Annotated in this window: 16 protein-coding genes and 1 pseudogene; 3 read left to right on the top strand and 14 right to left on the bottom strand. The window is 50.0% G+C overall.

The genetic code is table 11. The annotated features are described in order from the left end of the window. Positions 1-187: 187 nt before the first annotated feature. The 9 genes from PT275_RS01965 to PT275_RS01925 form a co-directional block, all read right to left on the bottom strand. The gene (locus tag PT275_RS01965) at positions 188-940 is read right to left on the bottom strand and encodes a hypothetical protein (RefSeq protein ID WP_277151855.1); all 753 of its coding nucleotides are present in this window, start codon (positions 938-940) and stop codon (positions 188-190) included. A 443-nt stretch (positions 941-1,383) separates the two neighbouring features. After that, a complete protein-coding gene (locus PT275_RS01960) occupies positions 1,384-1,677 on the bottom strand; it encodes a hypothetical protein (RefSeq protein WP_277151853.1) in 294 nt (97 codons plus the stop codon). Positions 1,678-1,690: 13 nt separating this feature from the next. After that, positions 1,691-2,131 carry a hypothetical protein gene (locus PT275_RS01955; RefSeq protein WP_277151851.1) on the bottom strand — a complete coding sequence of 147 codons (441 nt, stop codon included), beginning with the start codon at positions 2,129-2,131 and terminating at the stop codon, positions 1,691-1,693. Positions 2,132-2,198: 67 nt separating this feature from the next. Further along, a complete protein-coding gene (locus tag PT275_RS01950; protein WP_277151849.1) occupies positions 2,199-3,092 on the bottom strand; it encodes a hypothetical protein in 894 nt (297 codons plus the stop codon). 183 nt (positions 3,093-3,275) lie between these two features. Beyond that, positions 3,276-4,160 (bottom strand): hypothetical protein, encoded by an 885-nt coding sequence (locus PT275_RS01945; RefSeq protein WP_277151847.1) that lies wholly within the window; start codon positions 4,158-4,160, stop codon positions 3,276-3,278. Between the two features lie 83 nt (positions 4,161-4,243). Then, positions 4,244-5,002 (bottom strand): hypothetical protein, encoded by a 759-nt coding sequence (locus tag PT275_RS01940; protein WP_277151845.1) that lies wholly within the window; start codon positions 5,000-5,002, stop codon positions 4,244-4,246. 46 nt (positions 5,003-5,048) lie between these two features. Further along, positions 5,049-5,366 (bottom strand): hypothetical protein, encoded by a 318-nt coding sequence (locus PT275_RS01935; protein ID WP_277151843.1) that lies wholly within the window; start codon positions 5,364-5,366, stop codon positions 5,049-5,051. Between the two features lie 68 nt (positions 5,367-5,434). After that, entirely contained in the window at positions 5,435-5,842 is a 408-nt protein-coding gene (locus PT275_RS01930; protein WP_277151841.1) for a hypothetical protein, read from the bottom strand. 56 nt (positions 5,843-5,898) lie between these two features. After that, on the bottom strand, positions 5,899-6,300 hold the full coding sequence (locus tag PT275_RS01925) for a hypothetical protein (RefSeq protein ID WP_277151839.1): 402 nt from the start codon (positions 6,298-6,300) through the stop codon (positions 5,899-5,901). A gap of 242 nt (positions 6,301-6,542) precedes the next feature. Between PT275_RS01925 and PT275_RS01920 the strand changes: the two genes are divergently transcribed. Then, the gene (locus PT275_RS01920) at positions 6,543-6,821 is read left to right on the top strand and encodes a helix-turn-helix transcriptional regulator (RefSeq protein WP_277151837.1); all 279 of its coding nucleotides are present in this window, start codon (positions 6,543-6,545) and stop codon (positions 6,819-6,821) included. Positions 6,822-6,920: 99 nt separating this feature from the next. Here PT275_RS01920 and carB read toward each other — a convergent pair whose 3' ends face one another. The 5 genes and pseudogenes from carB to PT275_RS01895 form a co-directional block, all read right to left on the bottom strand. Further along, on the bottom strand, positions 6,921-10,292 hold the full coding sequence (carB, locus tag PT275_RS01915; protein WP_277151835.1) for a carbamoyl-phosphate synthase large subunit: 3,372 nt from the start codon (positions 10,290-10,292) through the stop codon (positions 6,921-6,923). After that, positions 10,292-11,596, bottom strand: coding sequence for a glutamine-hydrolyzing carbamoyl-phosphate synthase small subunit (gene carA, locus PT275_RS01910; protein ID WP_277151832.1), 1,305 nt, complete (start codon positions 11,594-11,596; stop codon positions 10,292-10,294). The genes carB and carA overlap by 1 nt, the downstream gene beginning before the upstream one ends. Before the next feature lie 657 nt (positions 11,597-12,253). After that, a pseudogene (nusB, locus tag PT275_RS01905) lies at positions 12,254-12,640 on the bottom strand (transcription antitermination factor NusB); the annotation flags it as partial. 100 nt (positions 12,641-12,740) lie between these two features. Continuing rightward, the gene (efp, locus tag PT275_RS01900) at positions 12,741-13,307 is read right to left on the bottom strand and encodes an elongation factor P (RefSeq protein WP_277150715.1); all 567 of its coding nucleotides are present in this window, start codon (positions 13,305-13,307) and stop codon (positions 12,741-12,743) included. A gap of 161 nt (positions 13,308-13,468) precedes the next feature. Further along, positions 13,469-14,614 (bottom strand): AbaSI family restriction endonuclease, encoded by a 1,146-nt coding sequence (locus tag PT275_RS01895; RefSeq protein WP_277151830.1) that lies wholly within the window; start codon positions 14,612-14,614, stop codon positions 13,469-13,471. Between the two features lie 23 nt (positions 14,615-14,637). Between PT275_RS01895 and PT275_RS01890 the strand changes: the two genes are divergently transcribed. Both PT275_RS01890 and PT275_RS01885 read left to right on the top strand, forming a co-directional pair. Next, positions 14,638-15,276 (top strand): hypothetical protein, encoded by a 639-nt coding sequence (locus PT275_RS01890; RefSeq protein WP_277151828.1) that lies wholly within the window; start codon positions 14,638-14,640, stop codon positions 15,274-15,276. A gap of 61 nt (positions 15,277-15,337) precedes the next feature. Then, positions 15,338-19,117, top strand: coding sequence for a hypothetical protein (locus PT275_RS01885; RefSeq protein ID WP_277151825.1), 3,780 nt, complete (start codon positions 15,338-15,340; stop codon positions 19,115-19,117). Positions 19,118-19,366: the final 249 nt, after the last annotated feature.

Below are 19,366 nucleotides of genomic sequence, written 5' to 3'. Positions count from 1 at the left end.
TAAATGACTGTTTAACTTCTATACATCAGATTGCCGTCAGCATCGAGTCAGCAACCTTGTAATCGTTCTAAAGTTCGTACCCGCACCCTCATTTTTACAATCTCTTTATTGTCATTTCGGAACAAACACCGCACACTCGAGTAGGTTCGACAATGAAAAGTGTGCAGGGGCTCATCACAATATGATTTCAGAACAACGGTTCGAGATAACCTGAGCCAGAAAGTTTTCGACCTTGGAAAAGCAGAAAGACCTTGCCTTTGACCGTTTCCATAATCGCGCTCAGTTTCTGTTCCAATTCCGTCTCCAACGGCGGTTTGTTCTCAACCGACCACCTTTCCTTCGAAAGAAGGTATTCACTGGCGAAAAGACTCAGCTTGATCGGGACTTTACTTTCGACATCGTTCGGAGAGTAAGGTCCGTTGTCCTTTTCATATTGCTCAATGAAAAAAGTCTTGAGCTGGGGCTGAACAGCGAACTTTGCACAAACCTCTGCGACGACATCGGTCATCACCAATGCCAACACCAACAGAAGAATCGCAACCAGTAGCAAAACGGCCAGGAATACGAAAATCATACCCAAATTTTTGGAGCGCAGCATTCCCACACGTTTGTTCAGTTCGTTTGCGGAAAGTCCGATATCCGAACCAAACGTACGAGTCACTGCGGTCTCTTCGTAAGTCTTGGGATCAAAAACCGATCCCGCGGCATAGCCTTGATAGTACCCGGAACTTTTATAACCAAAGAACAACACACCGATAATCGGAATCGCCACCAATACCCAGAGCACGGCACGATATCTCATCGTTACCAACGGCATTACAATCAAGGCAGGTAGTGCCGATCCGAAACCGGAATCTTTGTAGCTTTTCGATGATTTGTATACGACGACAGCGGCAAGAATAACGGTCGCCACAAGAACTGCAATTCCAAATGATAACAACTTTGTTCTCCTTAATAATTTATTGCTTTCGAACAGCTATACATACGAAACACACATCAATTAACAAGTGACAGCATCCTTCCGATCCGGTGGGGTCTGCGGAACTTTCTGTTCAGTTAAGACACCAATCAGAATATGCATTCAACTGCGATTGCATATCTCTTACGAATAAAGGCTCAGCTCGATAATGTAGAACAATTCTTTTTTCGACGGTGACTTCAGATGTTGTTCAAAATCGGACAAAGCGTTCTCATAGACATACGAATACGTGATTGCTTCGCTGTTACCCTCTAAAGCCAGAAGGTAACAATACATCATTAACTGTTGTCAAAAAGACCGGCCGTCAGCATCTTGATTGCTAAGGACTGATTGGGGATAGTCGTGACCGTCCATGTCAATATCAATCAGTCAATCCATAGGCAAAGCCCATATCTCACATCCTTTCACCGGTTCGTCAGATATGAGTCGCTCGTCAGTCTCAGGCCTTGGAAAACAAGATAGAGTTTGCCTTGCGGCGTTTCCAGCGCGGAAAGCAGTTGATTCCACATGCTACCCATTGCCTCAGTCTTGGCCTGAGCATCTTTCCAAGCCGGCGAAAGAACGAATTCGATGGCGAATTGTGACAGCCTAAAACGAATCAACGATTCGAGGCCCGTCTCCCTGTACTCCCCGCGTTCGGCTTGGTATTGCTGAACGAAGAAATCACGAGTGGAAGCATCTTCGAGCTGATCGTCCATATAAAGCACGGTATCAAACAAAGCCCAAACCAATATCGCTAAAACCAGCAGAACCAGCATCAACAGTGCGATGAACAACCAAGCCAGAGCGGGACCGGCCGGCCCTTAGCTGATCAAGGTGGTCGTTAAGCGATTGCGCGCTCATTCCGATGTCCGAGCCGAACATCTTGGTAACCCCGGTTTCATGGTAGGTCTTGGGGTCAAAAACCGAACCTGCATCATAGCCAGCGTAGGAACCTGCGTTGCTAAAACCGGCGATCAACGCGCCAATTACAAACACGACAGCAAGTATCGCAAGCAGTTTTGCGTACTTAACGGACACCACCGGCAAAATAAGATCCACCAACTTAATCGGCATATCCGAATGGGTCTTCTTAAACCGGTAAAACACATAGACAATTGCAACCAACAGGATGATTGCAATAATGAAGAACAATGCCGACAACACTTGCATAGATTTTCTCTTTCTCTCGAACGAATGAATATGACATCAAATTGGGTTACTGAAATTTGAGCCGGTTTTATTTCTCTTTGGTCACCCCAGGAGTGCCAAGGCTATCGAACTTTGGGACCAGAAGCGGTTCTTCATCCTTTGGAATCCTTCTGTAGAGACGCCCTTCGTAAATAAGCTTTGTACCGTAGACGGTCGTCACACTATTGTTTGGATGCTGTATTGATTCATCATTGAGTTCCATGGTGTAACCGTAGTTACCATTACCTTTTTCACTGGCATCAACCTGGCTGTAATATTTTGTATGAAGTGTTTCGCCATTAACCTTCCCGTCATTATTGGTCTTAACGCTCAACGAATAATCATACGGCTGAGGTTCTTGATAATGGCTTTGCAAGGCCTGATAACTTGCTAGTTTATTTTTCAGTTTATCGACGTTAGCAGGACTGGCTTTAGTTAAAGACTTCTGCAATGTTTGTATGTTTTTTGCTACATATTTGTCAAAAGCGACGTGGTTCAATTCTTTTATTTTTTCAAGCATCTGGTCATCACTGACACCCTTAAAATCACGATAGAAGATGCCGCATTCAGGATCGCTCTCGCATCCCTCACCGTTTGAATAGATAGTAACTTTTTTGTTCTCGAACACCAACACTTCCGGGATATGTACATCATCCCATGCGGCGGTGACCATGCCATTCCGGAACCAGATCGTCGGTTTCCCGTTCAACAATTCGGAGAAAGTCGTCATCTTGAACTTTGTATCATCAGTCTTTGCTTCACTTGAAGATTCCTCATTCGAATCACTCGACGAGGAAGATCCACAAGCAGATAAGCCTGCAAATGCCACCACGACACACAAAATCGCCGTTGTCGCTCTCGTCAACATTGAACTCTTCATTACTTTTTCTCTTTCATAATCAGGATTTTTTGAATTTCTAATGAATCCAAAGCCAAAACTCATATCGCTTTGAATCCATCCATACATCCATACTTGAGAAATACAATTAGCCAGCAAGAATTATCAACAATATTTGTTAATGTCTTCATTGATATTCCTATTTTTGTCCTCAAAATCCTCGGCGAAAAAGGCATTCTTTGACGATTATCTTGACTATAAGATTTTGAAGTACAAATATATATTTCCTCAGTTTGCGCTATCTTCAATTACTCCTGGAGCGCCAACACGATCGAATTCAGGAATAGTCGGAAGTTGTTCACCTGTCGAACTCATTCTGACAAGTCCACTAGTGCCAGTGAAATTTTTATCATACACCGTCTGAGTGCCACCACCAGGACCAGAAGATGAACCGTAACCTTTAAATTCTACAGGTTCCTCAGTTTCTTCTTGCTCCATATGTACCCCTTCAACATTTGTATGCCATTCACAACGAGTACGTTTCCAAACCAATTTTTCACTGATAACATTATTTCCGGTTGAATCAGTCTGCACACTCAATTTAAAATCTGTTGGAACCGGAACCGGATAATGGCCTTCCATAGCTTGAAACTCTGCTACAGCTTTATCATTATGCTCTTTTTGATTTAGATTTTTCCCTAACTCAACTTGCTTATCAAAACTGCCGCGATCCATTTCCTGTACTTTGGCGAGTACTTGGTTCATTGGCACTCCGCGCAAATCAGCAAATCCGTAACCACCAACAAGCTTGAGTTGATCACCTAGAGTGCCCCAACTGAATGGATACGTTGTTACTTTGCCATGATCAAACACCAATACATACCTGAAATGAGCATCCTTTGTTATCTCATTACTTGCGAACCAAATCGACTGTTTACCATTAAAAATTTCTGAAAATGTTCTTGGTTCTGGCTCAGTTGGCTTCGTTTTCTGCTGACTGTTGTCGGAACCATTCGTATTCGACTCTGACTTAGGCTCGGTTCTTTGTCCATCAGAACTGGTCGAAGACCCTTCAGCGCTGCTGCTACTCGATCCACAAGCCGATAGGCCTGCGAGTGCCATCGCCGCACATAACATCGCTGCCGCAGCTCTCACCAATTTTGAATTTTTCATTATTGTCTCCTTTTAAAACTTTTGTTCGGTTGGTTCAATTGCAGAAACCTTATTAACGCTGTTCACCCTGGTTAGTCGCAGATTTATGCGGAAACGAGACATCCGCCCTCATCCTGCTTCAATCCTTGGAACCAGAGATAGGGCTTGCCCCACGGCAGTCCGAACTCCACCGCCAAATGTTTCCACATCTGTTTGGCCGGTTCAGACTCATCCGCTTTGATTATGCTTTTTACCCATTGCGGCGAGAGCACGCATTCGACAGTAAACTGGTAGTACTTAAAGGGATAGAGCTTTTCCAGACCCGTTGGTTCGTATTTGCCGAATTTTTGTTGATATTGAGCGGCCATGAAACGGTTGAGTTTATCGCTACTGGCGATTTCGTCACGCATATACCCGACAGTAGAGGCCATTGTCCAACTCAATGTGACGAGAAGAAGGATGACTGCGACAAGTAACAACAAAAACACAGCTACTAACAACAGATTTCTGGCCCGCAGTTTATCCAAGTGCTTGTTAAGGCTCTGCGCACTGATGCCGATATTGGAACCATGGATAAACACGGCGGGATTTTCCTCATAATTATCAGGATTGAACACCGAACCTGCGGTATAGCCCACATATGAACCAGCATTGCTGAAGCCGCTAACCAATATGCCAATCACTGAAATCGTCAATGGTATCGCAAGTGTCCAGCCATATTTAAGATAGAGTATCGGCCGAATAAGTGAAGTCCATTCACCGCCCCAACTCGGGCGAACCTCTCGAGTGTGATATATCACGTAGCCACAAACACATAAACCAGCCAGCGCAATCACCATCAGCAGAATCGCCGTTGCTTGCATTGTTCTCTCTTTCTCTGTGCCTTAATATTCCCGACAGTTCATCGCGCTATCCGACAATATAGAAAATAGGTCGCCAGCCACCGGTAAATGCCCCACTGAACACCCAAAGCCCATAAGCGAGAAGAGCCAATCCAACAACAATTCCTGTGGTATCGCCATTGCTGTAAACCATTAAGGCAATGCCAATCGCGGAAGCAATCAGGCCGTAGAGAACATAGAGAATAATCGCGCCTACGGAATGGTGCTTCTTCTTCGTCACTGAACTCCCAGATTCTTTGCTTTTCTCCGCTCGTGAAGATAATGACACATCAACGTCACTAATTTTGTTGTTACTTGCCGAAGAGGGATTCTCGATAGTGTCCATGATTATTTTCCTTTTGTTAATTCATTGATAATTGGTAAACCGAAGCGAGATAAGCACCGTTTCATGGATCATTTGATACGTTCCAAGTTCAAAGTGGTGGCACGATTAGAAAGCACAATATGATTGTTGTCTTTAACCTTCACGCCAAGCGATACACCGCCACCCGAACGACCAGCGATTTCCAGATCGTAGTCGTATTGCTTATCTCCGTACTCTTTATTCAACTCATAGGTGTCTTTGGGACTATAAACATTGCAGTTGTCCTCAGTGAACGTGATGGTGTCCGAATGCGTTGAGCTCCAGCTGTCGGGGCCGTTGTTCTTCCATGTTCCGATAATGCTGAAAGAGCCGCAGCCACTAAGTATGGTCAGCACACATGCCATCACCGCCAGCACCGCCGTGAACCTACACATACCAATACGATTGCGTTGAACATCGCACTTTGAAACAGCAGCCGATATGTTGTTACCCGGCATCCTTGTCTTCTTTCTCTATGTTTGTTTCAATAACCAAAGCGCTTCAGCAGCGATATCTATCCGGCACGTTCGAAATTCAGTGTGATATTGCCTTTGGTGAGCGTGATATGGTCGTTGTCCTTAACCTGCACATCAAACACGCCACCGCCTCCGAGCAGCCCGTTGATAACCAATTTGTAGGAACCATTGGATTCCTTTTTCAACGCATATTTGTCGCTAGGGCTCCAGAGGTTACATTTCCCATTCGAACCAAATTGGATGAGTTTTCCCTGCTCATACGCCTGGCCATAGGTGCCCGGCCCCTCGTTTTCCCATGAACCCACAATGCTGAACGGCTTTCCACAGCCGCTGAAAAGCGTGACCACACAGACAAGCATCGCCAGCAGTGCCAGAATTTTATTGCCGTGTACGTCGGTTTTGGCTTTACAACTGGTATTCCCACTGATTGTTCCAGACATCGTTACCTTTCTCTCAAATACTGATAACTTCTTTACCTCTCTGTAAAACTCATGCGAAACGCCATCGTTTCCTACCTAGAATCCAGCTTGGAAGCACCACGACGCGCACGTTTTGGCCCTTCCGAATCTCTCCCAGCTGCCCTTAGCACGAGGGATGCATCCGGAATTGCTTTTAGCATAATATCACAGATGCCATATAAGGGAGGCCATATACAGTAAAAGAGCTTCATAGTTTGAGTTTTATGTCAAAAAATACTCCATCAGGAACTTGGAACGACTATGTCAAAGAATTGGGTTTGAATTTGCAACGTCTACGATTGGAACGAAACCTCAGCCAGGAACGGGTTGCATACGATGCAGGACTTTCCCGCTATACCTATCAGAAATTCGAGAAAGGTGAGTCCATGCCCGGAACACCGGCCAACCCCAGCCTCCACAACATCATGGCCATCGCGCAGGTTCTCGGGGTTTCCCTGCAGAAGCTTCTCCCTTCGCCTTGGCCGGATTTACGGGCCAAATAACAAAATTGTCCCACGAAAGCTGAGATAACCTTCGTGAGACGATAAAATATCCGATTGTTGGCAGACTCCCCATTCCGGGTTGTCTTCCATTTCACCGATTTATTCGATTTCAGAAGCGAAAAGCTGCTTGGCATGCTCCTGGATGCTCATCACCTGGTAATCGTTGGCCTGTACGGCTTCGATGGCCAGGAGCACCGCGTAAAACTCGGTGATGGTGGTGAATTCGGGGATGTCGGCGATGATGGCCGAGGCGCGGATCGCGTAGCCATCGCTACGTGCACCGCGAGAGGACGGGGTATTCAAGACCATGTCGATCTCGCCGTCTTCGATCATCTGGACAGGGTTCTTGCTGATGTAATCGTCGCCGTATTCCGCCTTCAGCTCCTGCTCGTGATCCGGCGTCTCCGAAATCTTGCTGACGACCTTGGAATCGATGCCGTAACGACGCAGGACCGAAGCGGTACCTTCGGTGGCGCAGACCGTGAAGCCCAGTTCCTTCAAGCGTGTGGCGATCAGCGGCAACTGGCGCTTGTCGGTATCGGAAACCGATAGGAACACGTTGCCGTGTGTGGGGAGCCCTCCCTTGTAGGCGGCAAGCTGGGACTTGGCGAAGGCATGCGGGAAATCGCGGTCGAAGCCCATGACCTCGCCGGTCGAGTGCATTTCCGGGCCGAGCAACGTGTCGACGGACTTGCCGGCGACGGTCCTGAAACGCTTGAACGGCAGGACGGATTCCTTGACGGCGACCTGCTGGCCGGGGCGGATGGTGCCGCCGTCGCCTTTGGGAAGCAGCAGCCCACACTTGCGCTGGTCGGCGATGGTCTCCCCCACCATAATGCGCGCTGCGGCCTTGGCGAGCGCCACACCAGTCGCCTTGGAGGCGAAGGGAATGGTGCGGGAGGCGCGCGGGTTGGCTTCGATGACGTAGAGCGTGTTGGCCATGTAGGCGAACTGGACGTTCATGACGCCACGTACACCACAGCCTTCCGCGATGGCCAGCGTCGCCTTGCGCAGGCGCTGGATCTGGTCGTCGGAAAGCGTGGAGGGTGGCAGGGTGCAGGCCGCGTCGCCGGAATGGACACCGGCTTCCTCGACGTGCTCCATAATGCCGCCGATATAAAGTTCCTTACCGTCGTAGAGCGCGTCCACGTCGATTTCGATGGCGTCCTGAAGGAACTTGTCGATCAAGAGCGGCGAGGGCAGACGTCCGGAAACCACCGTGTCGGCCTTGGCCTCGTCGAGCGCGCGGTCGACGTATTTTTCAAGCTGGGCATCGTCGTAGACAATTTCCATGCCGCGCCCGCCGAGCACATAGCTCGGGCGTACCAGCACCGGGTAACCGATGGAATGGGCAGCCTCGCGAGCCTCGTCCATGTTGAGCGCAGTGCCGTAACGAGGGGCGTTGAGCTTCTCGCGACGCAGCACCTCACCAAACAGCTCGCGGTTTTCGGCCAGGTCGATGGACTCAGGCGAAGTGCCAAGAATCGGAACGCCGGCGGCCTTGAGCCGTGCGGCGAGCGAAAGCGGGGTCTGGCCGCCGAGCTGGACGATGACGCCCTTGATCGGGCCGAGCTTCTTCTCGGCGTCGTAGATCTCCATGACGTCTTCGAAGGTCAGCGGCTCGAAATAAAGCCGGTCGGACATGTCGTAGTCGGTGGAGACGGTTTCGGGGTTGCAGTTGACCATGATGGTGTCATAGTCCTTGCCCAGTTCCTGCACGGCGTGCACGCAGGTGTAGTCGAATTCGATGCCCTGGCCGATCCGGTTGGGGCCGGAGCCGAGGATGATGACGGCCTCGCGGTCGCGCGGCTTCAATTCGGATTCGTCGGCATAGCAGGAATAGTAATACGGCGTGACCGCGTCAAATTCGGCAGCGCAGGTGTCGACGGTCTTGTAGACCGGACGCAGGCCGTAGTTGTGGCGCAGCTCGCGAATCGTGTTCTCGCCTTCGTCACCCAAGTGACGCAAGTGCGCGATCTGCAGGTCGGAAAGTCCAGCCAGCTTGGCCTTTTTCAGGAGCTTCGGCGAAAGGATTTCCGTGAACCGCACTTCCATCGCGGTCTGGTTGATCAGTGCGAACTGCTTCAGGAACCACGAGTCGATCTTGGTGGCGTCGTAAAGCTGCTCAAGTGTGGCCCCGCCCCAGAGCGCGCGTTGCACTTGCAAGTAGCGGTTCTCCGTAGGAGTACGCATATCTTGAAGCAACTGGTCGACCTCGGCCTGGCTCGGCTTGGTGCCGTCCCAGCTGAAGCCCATGTGCCGCTTGTCGATGGAGCGCATGGCCTTGCCCAGCGACTCCTGGAAGTTGCCGCCGAGAGCCATCGCCTCGCCCACCGATTTCATCGAGGTGGTCAGCGTCGGGTCGGCGTTCGGGAACTTTTCGAAGGTGAAACGCGGAACCTTGGTGACCACGTAGTCGATGGTCGGCTCGAAGCAGGCCGGAGTGGACTGGGTGATGTCGTTGCGGATCTCGTCGAGCGTGTAGCCGAGCGCGAGTTTCGTGGCGATCTTGGCGATCGGGAAGCCGGTGGCTTTCGAAGCCAGCGCGGAGGAACGGGAGACACGCGGGTTCATCTCGATGATGATGATACGGCCGTTCTTCGGGTTGACGGCGAACTGGATGTTGCAGCCGCCGGTGTCGACGCCGACGCCGCGGATGATGGCGATGCCGAGGTCACGCATCTTCTGGTATTCCCGGTCGGTCAGTGTGAAGGTGGGGGCGACGGTGATGGAATCGCCGGTGTGCACGCCGACAGGGTCGACGTTCTCGATCGGGCAGACGACCACGACGTTGTCGTTGCGGTCGCGCATGAGCTCGAGCTCGTATTCCTTCCAGCCTTCGATGCCCTCTTCGATCAGGACCTCGTCGGTCGGCGAATCGTGGAGGCCCGCGCCGGCGATGCGGTGCAGCTCCTCCTCGTTGTGGGCTATGCCGGAACCGAGACCTCCCATGGTGAAACTCGGGCGTACAACCACCGGGAAACCGAGTTTGGCGACAACGGCGTCGACTTCTTCAAGCGTATGGGCCACATCGCTTTTCGCGGATTCTCCCCCGACGGAATCCACGACCTTCTTGAACTGCTCGCGGTCCTCACCGCGGTCGATGGCCTCAAGCGAGGCGCCGATGAGTTCGACATGGTATTTGTCGAGCACGCCGGCCTTGCCTAACGCTTCGGCCGCGTTCAACGCGGTCTGACCGCCAAGCGTTGGCAGTAGGGCGTCCGGGCGTTCCTTGGCGATGATCCGTTCGAGAATCGGCACGTCGATAGGCTCGATATAGGTCGCGTCGGCCATTTCCGGGTCGGTCATAATGGTGGCCGGGTTGGAATTGACGAGGATGACGCGGATGCCTTCCTCACGCAGCACGCGGCAGGCCTGGGTACCGGAATAGTCGAATTCTGCGGCCTGGCCGATGACGATGGGGCCGGACCCGATGACCATGACGGATTTGATGTCCTGACGTTTCGGCATTACTTGTTCTCCTTGTCAAAAGCGGCGGATTGGCCAGTTTCGGTGCTATTCGGTTGTGATAATGATGTCGGCGTCGCAAGCACGGACGAGACCGGCTCTCCTGCTTTGTGGACACGCATAAGGGCTACAAAACGGTCGAAGAGATAGGCGGCATCGTGCGGGCCTGCGGCGGCTTCGGGATGGTATTGCACCGAGAAAGCCGGGATATCAACACATTGCAGGCCTTCGACCACATCGTCGTTCAGGTCGATATGGGAAACGAACACCTTGCCGTATTTACCATTGCTATACGGAGATTCGACAATCTTGCCAATCGGCGCATCGACCGCGAAACCGTGGTTGTGGGCGGTGATTTCGACCTTGCCGGTGGTCATGTCCTTGACCGGCTGGTTGACGCCGTGATGGCCAAACTTGAGCTTGTAGGTATCAAAACCTAGCGCACGTCCGAACAGCTGGTTGCCGAAGCAGATGCCGAAGAAGGGGTATCCGGCATCGAGCACTTCGCGCAGCAAATCGACTTCGGGAGCGGCCTCTTCCGGGTCGCCCGGGCCATTGGAGAAGAAGACACCATCGGGGTTCAGTGTCTTGAGTTCATCGAAGGTGACAGTGGACGGTACGACGTGCACACGGCATCCGCGTTCGGCAAGACGGTGCGGTGTCATGCCCTTGATTCCCAAGTCGACGGCGGCGACGGTGAACAGCGGCTCTTTGCCTTCGAAATCGCCACAAGGCTCGACAGTGTAGGTCTCGTCCGTACTGACATGGTCATAAAGCCTGGCACCTTGCATCTTCGGCGAATCCAAGACTTCCTGGAGCAAGGAATCAACCGAACGCAACAAACCGGTGGCCTTGTCCACCAGAGCGTCGCCGGAAAAGATACCGGCCCGCATCACGCCTGCACTGCGCAGGTGGCGTACAAGCTTACGGGTGTCGATATTGCTGATGCCGACGATGCCGTCTTTGTTGAGGTCGTCATCAAGGCTGTCGTCCGCACGCCAGTTGCTGACGTTCGGACTGGGCTGGCGTACGACGTAACCGGCCACCCAGATCCGTTTGGACTCTGGATCCTCATCGTTGACACCGGTGTCACCGATATGAGGGAAAGTCTGCACCACGATTTGCTGATCGTAGCTTGGATCGGTAATCGTCTCCTGATAGCCGGTCATGGCCGTGGCGAACACGATTTCGCCGAATGTCGAGCCAAGCTTGCCGTAAGGCTCGCCTACGTAAAGCTGTCCGTCTTCCAACAACAGAACAGCATCATCCTCAGAGTACTGTGCTGCCGAAGCTGTTTGCTGACTCACCACGAGTCCCCCTTGCTCCGGGCCCGTGCGCGGACTCGGAAATAACTGGACCGGAAAAACAAATTCGCGGCCCGGCCACCGTACCGCGGTCAGAACTAATTACACAATTATTGAATTATTGTCGCCATCGGGTGGCAACGCTTGTCCCTCACCAGCCGAATCGGACTGGATCGGTACGTCATCATTGGACGATGAGGAATCGGTTTCGCCATCATCCGCATCCGAAACGTTGGGAGTTTCGGGAGCCGAAACCTCATCGGTCTTGCCGGACGAATCGGTGTCATTATCAACATTGGCACCGGAGGAAACCACCGTTTCGCCTGAACTCCCGTCCTCGTCGGCAACGGTAACGGCAGGAACGGAATCAGTATTTTCTTCCATGGAAGATTCGTTATTGTCCGATTCCTTCGAAGAAGAATCGTTGATATCCGGTTCCTTCGAAGCCTTGGATTCTGGCTCTTCGTCCTGTGCGGCATCGGGTTCGGTTTCCGTCTCGAACGGTACGCCGTCGCCCTTACCGGAAATACCACGAGACGGCAAGAACCCGGGAGCGGTCGGCGAATTAAGTCGACGCTCTTCCGCTTCTCGTTCCGCCTTCTCCTTGGCCTCGGCCTCATGTGCAGCCTTGATATCGGCAAGAACCGTGTCCTTGTCATCGCACAAGGCGCTCAAGAGACCATGAATGAATGCCGGCGAATCGTCGTCGGAAAGGCTTTTCGCCAATCCCAAGGCTTCGTCGATGGCCACACGCTCGGGTACGTCGTCGTTGAAGAGAATCTCCCAAGCGGCGATGCGCAGAATGTTCCTGTCGACCACGGCCATGCGCTTAAGCGGCCATTTAGTGGAATGCGCCTCAAGTGCGCGGTCGATGCCTGCCTGTTCGTCGGCTACACCGCGGACGATCTGGATGGCGTAATCAGGCAGAGGGGTCTGCGCCCCGGGTTCGGCAATGCGTTCGGCGAGCAACGACGGAATGTCCTGCCCTTTCTCATCCGCTTCGTAAAGCGTATTCAGAGCCCTTTTGCGAGCTGTCGAACGTGCCATATAGCCAGTTGCCTCTCAGTCCAATTCCGTGGTTTACCGTTGATAAATATGGTATTCCGACCTGGTTGACGAAGCCAAACCAAGCCAGAAAGGAGGAAAATCAGTTGTTTTCGCGACCGAGGTAGGAACCGTCGCGGGTGTCCACCTTGACCATTTCGCCTTCGCCCACGAAAAGCGGCACCTGAATCTCGGCACCGGTTTCCACGGTGGCGGGCTTGGTACCAGCGTTCGCGCGGTTGCCCTGCACGCCGGGCTCGGTCGAAGTGACCTTCAAGATCACGGATGCCGGAAGCTCTACGCTCAGCGGGGTGCCGTCGTGGAAGCTGACGATGCAATCAGTGCCTTCCAGCAGGAACTTGGCCTGGTCGCCGACGAGTTCCTTGGGGATGCTGACCTGATCGTAGGTGGTCATATCCATGAAAACGAAGGTATCGCCTTCCTCATAGGAATACTGCAACGTGCGATTGTCGACGGTCTCGAAGTCCATCTTCATGCCGGCGTTGAACGTCCTGTCGACGATCTTGCCAGAAAGCACGTTCTTGATGGTGGTACGCACGAAAGCCGGCCCTTTGCCGGGCTTGACGTGCTGGAATTTCGTGACGGTCCAAAGCTGTCCGTCGAGGTTCAATACCGACCCGTTTTTGATGTCATTGCTAGTTTGTGCCACGTCTCGTCACCTTAGTCATTTACTTTTCAAACGATTTGCATTCATAAAATGCCTTGGTAATTATGCCACGTCGGGTGTACAGATTCAATTCCTTCATGCTTACAGATTGAATGCGATTCTCCGGGTCTTTAAAGCCGTAAAAACTTCTCGCCGCGGCACGACTAATTGAGCGGACGAATAATATGGAATACTTTCCCATCCTGTTTTTTCAGGTCACCACCGCCAGGAAAACATTCAACGGTCTTGTATATCCCAAGAAAACGATACCCTGGATGGCCAGTCAGCTTGTCCTTCATATTCGCAAATGTGATCAGCTTGTGGCCATCAGGTTTGGTCTGCGGTTTGAAATCAGGGTCGTTCTTCCATTTTTCCGTAGGCATCTGATGGATGAACTCATGATACACATCAACGGTGTTGTTCCAATTTTTATTCCTCGGCTGACCATCAACAGCCATTTTGGGGAACCATGCGACATAATCACTGTAACCGGCGTTGTCGAAGGTGTTCGGCTTGAAACAGCCCCTTTGAATCCCGGCATAATCAGTACCGAATATTGTATTGCAGGCCGCTGCGATGGTAGGGAACGTGATATCGTCGTGATCCGTTATCACATCCTTATCGGCAAAATATTCCTCATATTCCCGCCCATCGAATCTCCAAGGAATGAACTTGCCCTGCTGCTTACGGCTCTCGACAAGGTTTCTTATCTTCCGCACGCATTCATCAATCTGCCGCTCAACCTCATCGGACGTTTCAACACTCAGATTCACCCGATAGCACTGATAGGCCACATCCTCACGGATCGCGCCGAACGTGTCCTCTATAGTGATAAGCCGCTGACGATCCTGTTCAAGCTGCCCTCGATGATACGGTTCGTCGCATTCAACACCGAAGTTGATTTGCGGAAAGTACAGATCGATAAAATAATGGTGATCTTTTGTCATGACCAGCTGCTGACTTACCGGTTGTATTTCGGGCATCGCCAAACGATTCCACACGGCATTGAGCACATAGTTCTCGAAATCCTTACGCTTGGTGCGGGAAAAGGTGCGAGCCAAATATTCGGTTTTCTTAGGGACAGGAAGAACCGTTGGGTTTTGATTTTCTTCTACTTTACTGGCCATAGCACCATACTCACTTTCTCTTTTCTTATACATTAATTGAGGTGTACTACAGACACGCGATACATCTTCGCAGAAAAGGCGTTCCCGATAGCAAAGAGCGTGTCCCGGCAACCCGATTGTTGTCGAAACCAAATATGTTTTTGAAGGAACGAATTTCTCAATGAATTTCAAAACATAGTCCATATTTTTGATTAGTATTTTTCTCTGTGAGGGAAAATACAGATACAGATAAAACGCCACTCGATGATGAAGAAGCCATCGCTTTGGAGATGGATACACTCAAACGATTATGCGGCATAACCGATGCAGACAGCGACGTCCAACCGGATACGACAGCCACAAAAGCCTATCGCACACTGACAGCGGTCATGGCATCATTTGGCGTTACCGTCAACAGGGGTCGGGGAGCGCAGATGTATGTTATTGGTACCGATGGCCGTACCCAGCATCAGATATGCGTCGCCTCAGGCGGACATTCGCCAACAGAGCATTACTATCCTTATAGTATTGCCACGTGGTGCTCGATAAATGGAGCCCAACTCAATAATAAGGATAATGAAGTATTCGTACTCAGCGTCGAAGACCCGGATTATGTACCTCATTTTCTTATTTTCACCAGAAAAGAGATGCTCACAACCATTTTGCCGGAAAAATGGAGAAGTTCATCAAAAGGCGGCAAAAACGACGATTCTGAATCCCGCCCCCTACCTGACCACTGGGAAAAGACCTTTTTCTACCCCCGCCAGTTGCAGGCAAGAGGACATGATTTTGTAGATATCCGTGGCCTCGTCCACCTGACGGACCTGGTGGATTGCTATAACCGCTTCGACAAGCTTATCTTCTAAATTCATCGTTGATTTCAATTCATACTATTTATAACTTAATTATTTTTCAATAAGGGTTCCCATGAACACAACACAAAACGACTCGGTGCCACCAGCCGAAGAGGATAATTTTACCGCTGCCGATACCGCACCAAAACTTGAAAACCTCCGACCGCATTATGCCAAGTCTCAAGCAAGGACTTTGGATGCTCTCTATCAGGCTTTGGACGATCCCGAAAATCACAACATCGCTTTGTCCGGTATCTACGGCTCCGGCAAAAGCAGCGTTATCGATGGACTCTTGCACAATAAGGAAACAGCAACATACAAGAACGCTCACTATGGCGACCAGACCAGAATCATCTCCCTGTCGACCATCAAGCCTCCCACCCAGGAGGAGCCAAGCAAGACCAAGAAGAAGACCAAGAACAAAGACAACGATGATGAAAAAGAGGATGGTTCTGCAAACGAATCCATCAGCCAACTCATTCAGCACTCGATTGTCAAGCAACTTATCTACAGCAACGAGCCCGAGCAGGCCCCACGCTCCCAATTCGCACGCCTGCACCAGCCCGATCCCAAGAAGGTGAAGATAGAGGCACTCATCTCAGGAATCGCCCTCACGATATTGCTTCTTCTTCTCCTGCCGATTGCAACATTCCTCAAACAGTTTGATACGCCGGAACCTGCCATCATCAGTATCTATGCGGTTTTGGCGATTGCATGCGCAGTAGGTCTTAGCCTCCTTTGCAATTCTTTGATCCAAAAATCCCATATCAGTATGAGCCTGAATAATATCGAAACCTCATTTGGTGACAGTTCGATAAAATTAGGGGAGAATTCGACTTATTTCGACAAGCTACTTGATGAGATCGTCTATTCGTTCGAAACCAACAAAAACCTGAACATCATTGTCTTCGAAGATCTTGACAGATTCAATGAGTCAGAGATTTTCAACAGTCTCAGAGAACTCAACTCCATACTCAACAATGCTCCGACCGTCACCGGAACGGATCACCATCGCAGCATCCGTTTTATCTATGCCTTGCGCGACAGCCTCTTCGAATCCGATAACCGACAACAGGCCGCTGAAGCCAAAAAGACAGACGACGATCCGTCTTATGTGACATTCCAACCAGGAACATCGAGGACAAAGTTCTTCGATATCATCATCCCCATCTACCCCATCATCTCTTCCACCACGTCCTTCCAGGAATTCGACCGGCTTCTCTACCCAGAAGACGAAGGCGATAACGCATCATCCGATGCCGAAAAAATCCCAGACGCTGAGCGCAGAACCGCAAAAGCCACCAAGACCAAAGTCCGTAACGTTCTCAAGACGACTTCCAAGTATTTGAGCGATATGCGTTTGTTGAAGGCGATAACCGACGAATACCGAATGTATAAGTTGCCCGACACGGAGAAGAACAATGACAATGACAAACGGCTTGCCATGGCCATTTATCATGCCGTGTATTCAGAGGATTTCGAAAGTATTCCCACCGGCCACAGCAAATTGGACAACGTCTATCTGTGCAGCAGAAAAATCATCACTGAACAGATGCGCATAACACGCGATCAGATAAGCCAGGCACAGGATCTCTTAAATAGAATCAACGACCGCGGCAATAATGACGACCAAGCTCTGGACGCCGACATCACCTCATTCCTCAGCGCTTTTGACAGTTCAGTACAAAATACAACCGTCGATAAAGTCAAAGGGGCCATCTCGAAACTACGGAAAAAAGAAAACAAGCTTTGGAACGCCGATTTCGAGTATCTTCTTACCGATGGGGAAAACGACAAGGCGCCTCTTCCAAAAGATATCGTGCAGCGTTACCATCTCACTGACGACAACGCCGACGAACCGCAAAAAACATACTCACTGGGCGAAATGATCGACATCATTTACCAGCAAAAACCCACCTCGAATCCAAAGCTGGCCAAGGACCTTATGGCTGCGGGAGACATCGACAAATCATATGTCATCTATGTCAATAAAAACACCGAAGAAAACGACACGGAAATAAACGCCGGCAAGGATAAGGACGGCAAAGAAATAAAAGGAACGCCGAATCTGGCAAATCTGACTCTTTTCTTCCGCCACGTCATCGACCCGGGAATCGCGGACCCCTTCTTCGACTTTTACAAGAACCAGAAGGACAAAGATGCTGAAGCCACAATCTTCCGGCTGAACGAGTGGGAGAATTTCGATTTCACGAAGGAGTACCTCGTAAACCTCTCGCTATTCCGTTATCTGCTTCAAAGAGGTTATCTCGACAAGGCACACCAAGATCATGTTGATGAACCTGATAAAGCAGAACAAATGATCAGAACCGCATCAAAACATTACGATGAGATCGGCAATATTTTTCTCCCTGAAATATTCAGCAAGTACTCCAATCGTATCGAGCCGATCATCAACACACTGGTGCAATCACCACATCTGTTTGATATCATCCTCACTTCTTCGGACTTGTCGAAAGCTTCTTCTGCGAAGAAAGTCCCTGATGACCAGGCATTGCAGAAGGATAACGAACGCAAGTTGAAGCTCATCAGCATCGCGTTGAAATCTGTTCCGGAAAATGCGCAATATACCCAGACGCTGGAACTCGCCAGATTCATCATTTCTCAAGACGTCAATGAGAAGACCGATGATACAAGTGCGAAGACTTCGCAGAACAAAGCTGTATTGGACCAGGATTCGGTAATTAAATTCTATCAGTCCCAAGACTATAACGTGGCTTCCGCCGATTCCCAACTCCTGCAAAGCGGACTCTTCCCCATCACACATAAAAACCTGATGATCGCGGCTGACAAACTCTCCAATAGTCAGCAAGGCCGTTCTGATCTGTCCCTGAATCATTTCAGAAGAATTCGCACGCAGAACGGAACAGAACAAACATATTCGATATATCGAACCATCCTGCGTGATCCCATGAAATACATCTCTGATGGCCTGTCTACATTCGATGAAGACAATCCAAGTCCAGATAGCCTGTCGCTGGTCCTGACTTCAAACCAAGGTACGGACCAGGAAGAAGATAACGAAGATAGGACCGATGATTTTCTTGCCATCGTGTTCGATATACAAGGCAAACAAGGCGATGCCCAAGAGAAATGGAATACCACTTATCTCAATCTTTTGAAACGGCATGCTCCTGCGGACAGACTTCTTTCGCTCGATTCGTTTATCGACAAATGGTTGGAAAAATACAAAGAGAAGCCCAAGGCTGAAACCTCTGAAGCCGAAGATGGCAATTCGACCATCCAAGAAGCTAATCAAGATTCCGAATCCTCCTCAGACACCATACTTGACGTTTCCACTGCAACGGCTTTGCGGCCGCTGATGAACGGAATGATCGATGGAAAAGTTTTCTGGTTTACCTACAGCAATGTCAATATCTATTGCAGTCGGTTCATTACCGTGCTATTAGGAGAAGCTCTGAAAGAGAATGCAGATAAGACGAACAAGGAAACCGACATGGAAATCGAACTTGAAAGCAGTGAAAAGCCTTATGAAGAAAATGGCAAGGCAGTCATGGGCCCATTCGATGAACGCGAGTTCGATAAGCACCATTTCCTTTATCCAGGAAAAAAATTCGATCATCGTACTGCCGTTCTCTCCGATTTTGTCAAGCCCCTGTCAACAATGCTCGAAGAGAACTTGAGCAACAGAAAAGCAGGAAACAACACGCCGGAATCGGCACCGATCGAATCAAATTCCGATAACGATCCAGACGATGTTCGTCAGGTAAAGAAACAATTCGACAATATGCTATATACGCTTATCGATTTGGATGACACAATGCTGGAGAAAATTAGAGAGAAAAAGAAGAATGTGGAAAAGTCGGAGTCCTGACCTTTCCCTGTTTCGTTTCAGGAATAAGCATTTTTCTCTCCTGCTATTCCCGCAATTAGCAGAGACCACAGCAAATAGAAGTTCATGCCGTTTTCTTAGACCATGTACACATGGTCTAAGAAAACGGCATTCGTTATTGTGACACTTGGCAAAAGGAAACTGACTAATTCTTTTTGCCTGGATGCTTCAGATACTGTCTTTTTAGTAATCCCAAACGTTTCAAATAATCCCAAACGTTTCAAATAATCC

The organism is Bifidobacterium sp. ESL0745 (assembly GCF_029433335.1).
Classification (GTDB): Bacteria; Actinomycetota; Actinomycetes; order Actinomycetales; family Bifidobacteriaceae; genus Bifidobacterium.
This window is presented reverse-complemented; position numbering and strand designations above follow the sequence as displayed.

What these genes read in the sequence shown, in the direction of transcription:
- PT275_RS01950 (WP_277151849.1), bottom strand. Translation starts at nt 3,092, where the DNA reads ATGAGTTTTGGCTTTGGATTCATTAGAAATTCAAAAAATCCTGATTAT.
- carB (WP_277151835.1), bottom strand. Translation starts at nt 10,292, where the DNA reads ATGCCGAAACGTCAGGACATCAAATCCGTCATGGTCATCGGGTCCGGC.
- PT275_RS01930 (WP_277151841.1), bottom strand. Translation starts at nt 5,842, where the DNA reads ATGCCGGGTAACAACATATCGGCTGCTGTTTCAAAGTGCGATGTTCAA.
- PT275_RS01945 (WP_277151847.1), bottom strand. Translation starts at nt 4,160, where the DNA reads ATGAAAAATTCAAAATTGGTGAGAGCTGCGGCAGCGATGTTATGTGCG.
- PT275_RS01955 (WP_277151851.1), bottom strand. Translation starts at nt 2,131, where the DNA reads ATGCAAGTGTTGTCGGCATTGTTCTTCATTATTGCAATCATCCTGTTG.
- PT275_RS01960 (WP_277151853.1), bottom strand. Translation starts at nt 1,677, where the DNA reads ATGGACGATCAGCTCGAAGATGCTTCCACTCGTGATTTCTTCGTTCAG.
- PT275_RS01920 (WP_277151837.1), top strand. Translation starts at nt 6,543, where the DNA reads ATGTCAAAAAATACTCCATCAGGAACTTGGAACGACTATGTCAAAGAA.
- PT275_RS01925 (WP_277151839.1), bottom strand. Translation starts at nt 6,300, where the DNA reads ATGTCTGGAACAATCAGTGGGAATACCAGTTGTAAAGCCAAAACCGAC.
- PT275_RS01935 (WP_277151843.1), bottom strand. Translation starts at nt 5,366, where the DNA reads ATGGACACTATCGAGAATCCCTCTTCGGCAAGTAACAACAAAATTAGT.
- PT275_RS01895 (WP_277151830.1), bottom strand. Translation starts at nt 14,614, where the DNA reads ATGGACTATGTTTTGAAATTCATTGAGAAATTCGTTCCTTCAAAAACA.
- PT275_RS01885 (WP_277151825.1), top strand. Translation starts at nt 15,338, where the DNA reads ATGAACACAACACAAAACGACTCGGTGCCACCAGCCGAAGAGGATAAT.
- PT275_RS01940 (WP_277151845.1), bottom strand. Translation starts at nt 5,002, where the DNA reads ATGCAAGCAACGGCGATTCTGCTGATGGTGATTGCGCTGGCTGGTTTA.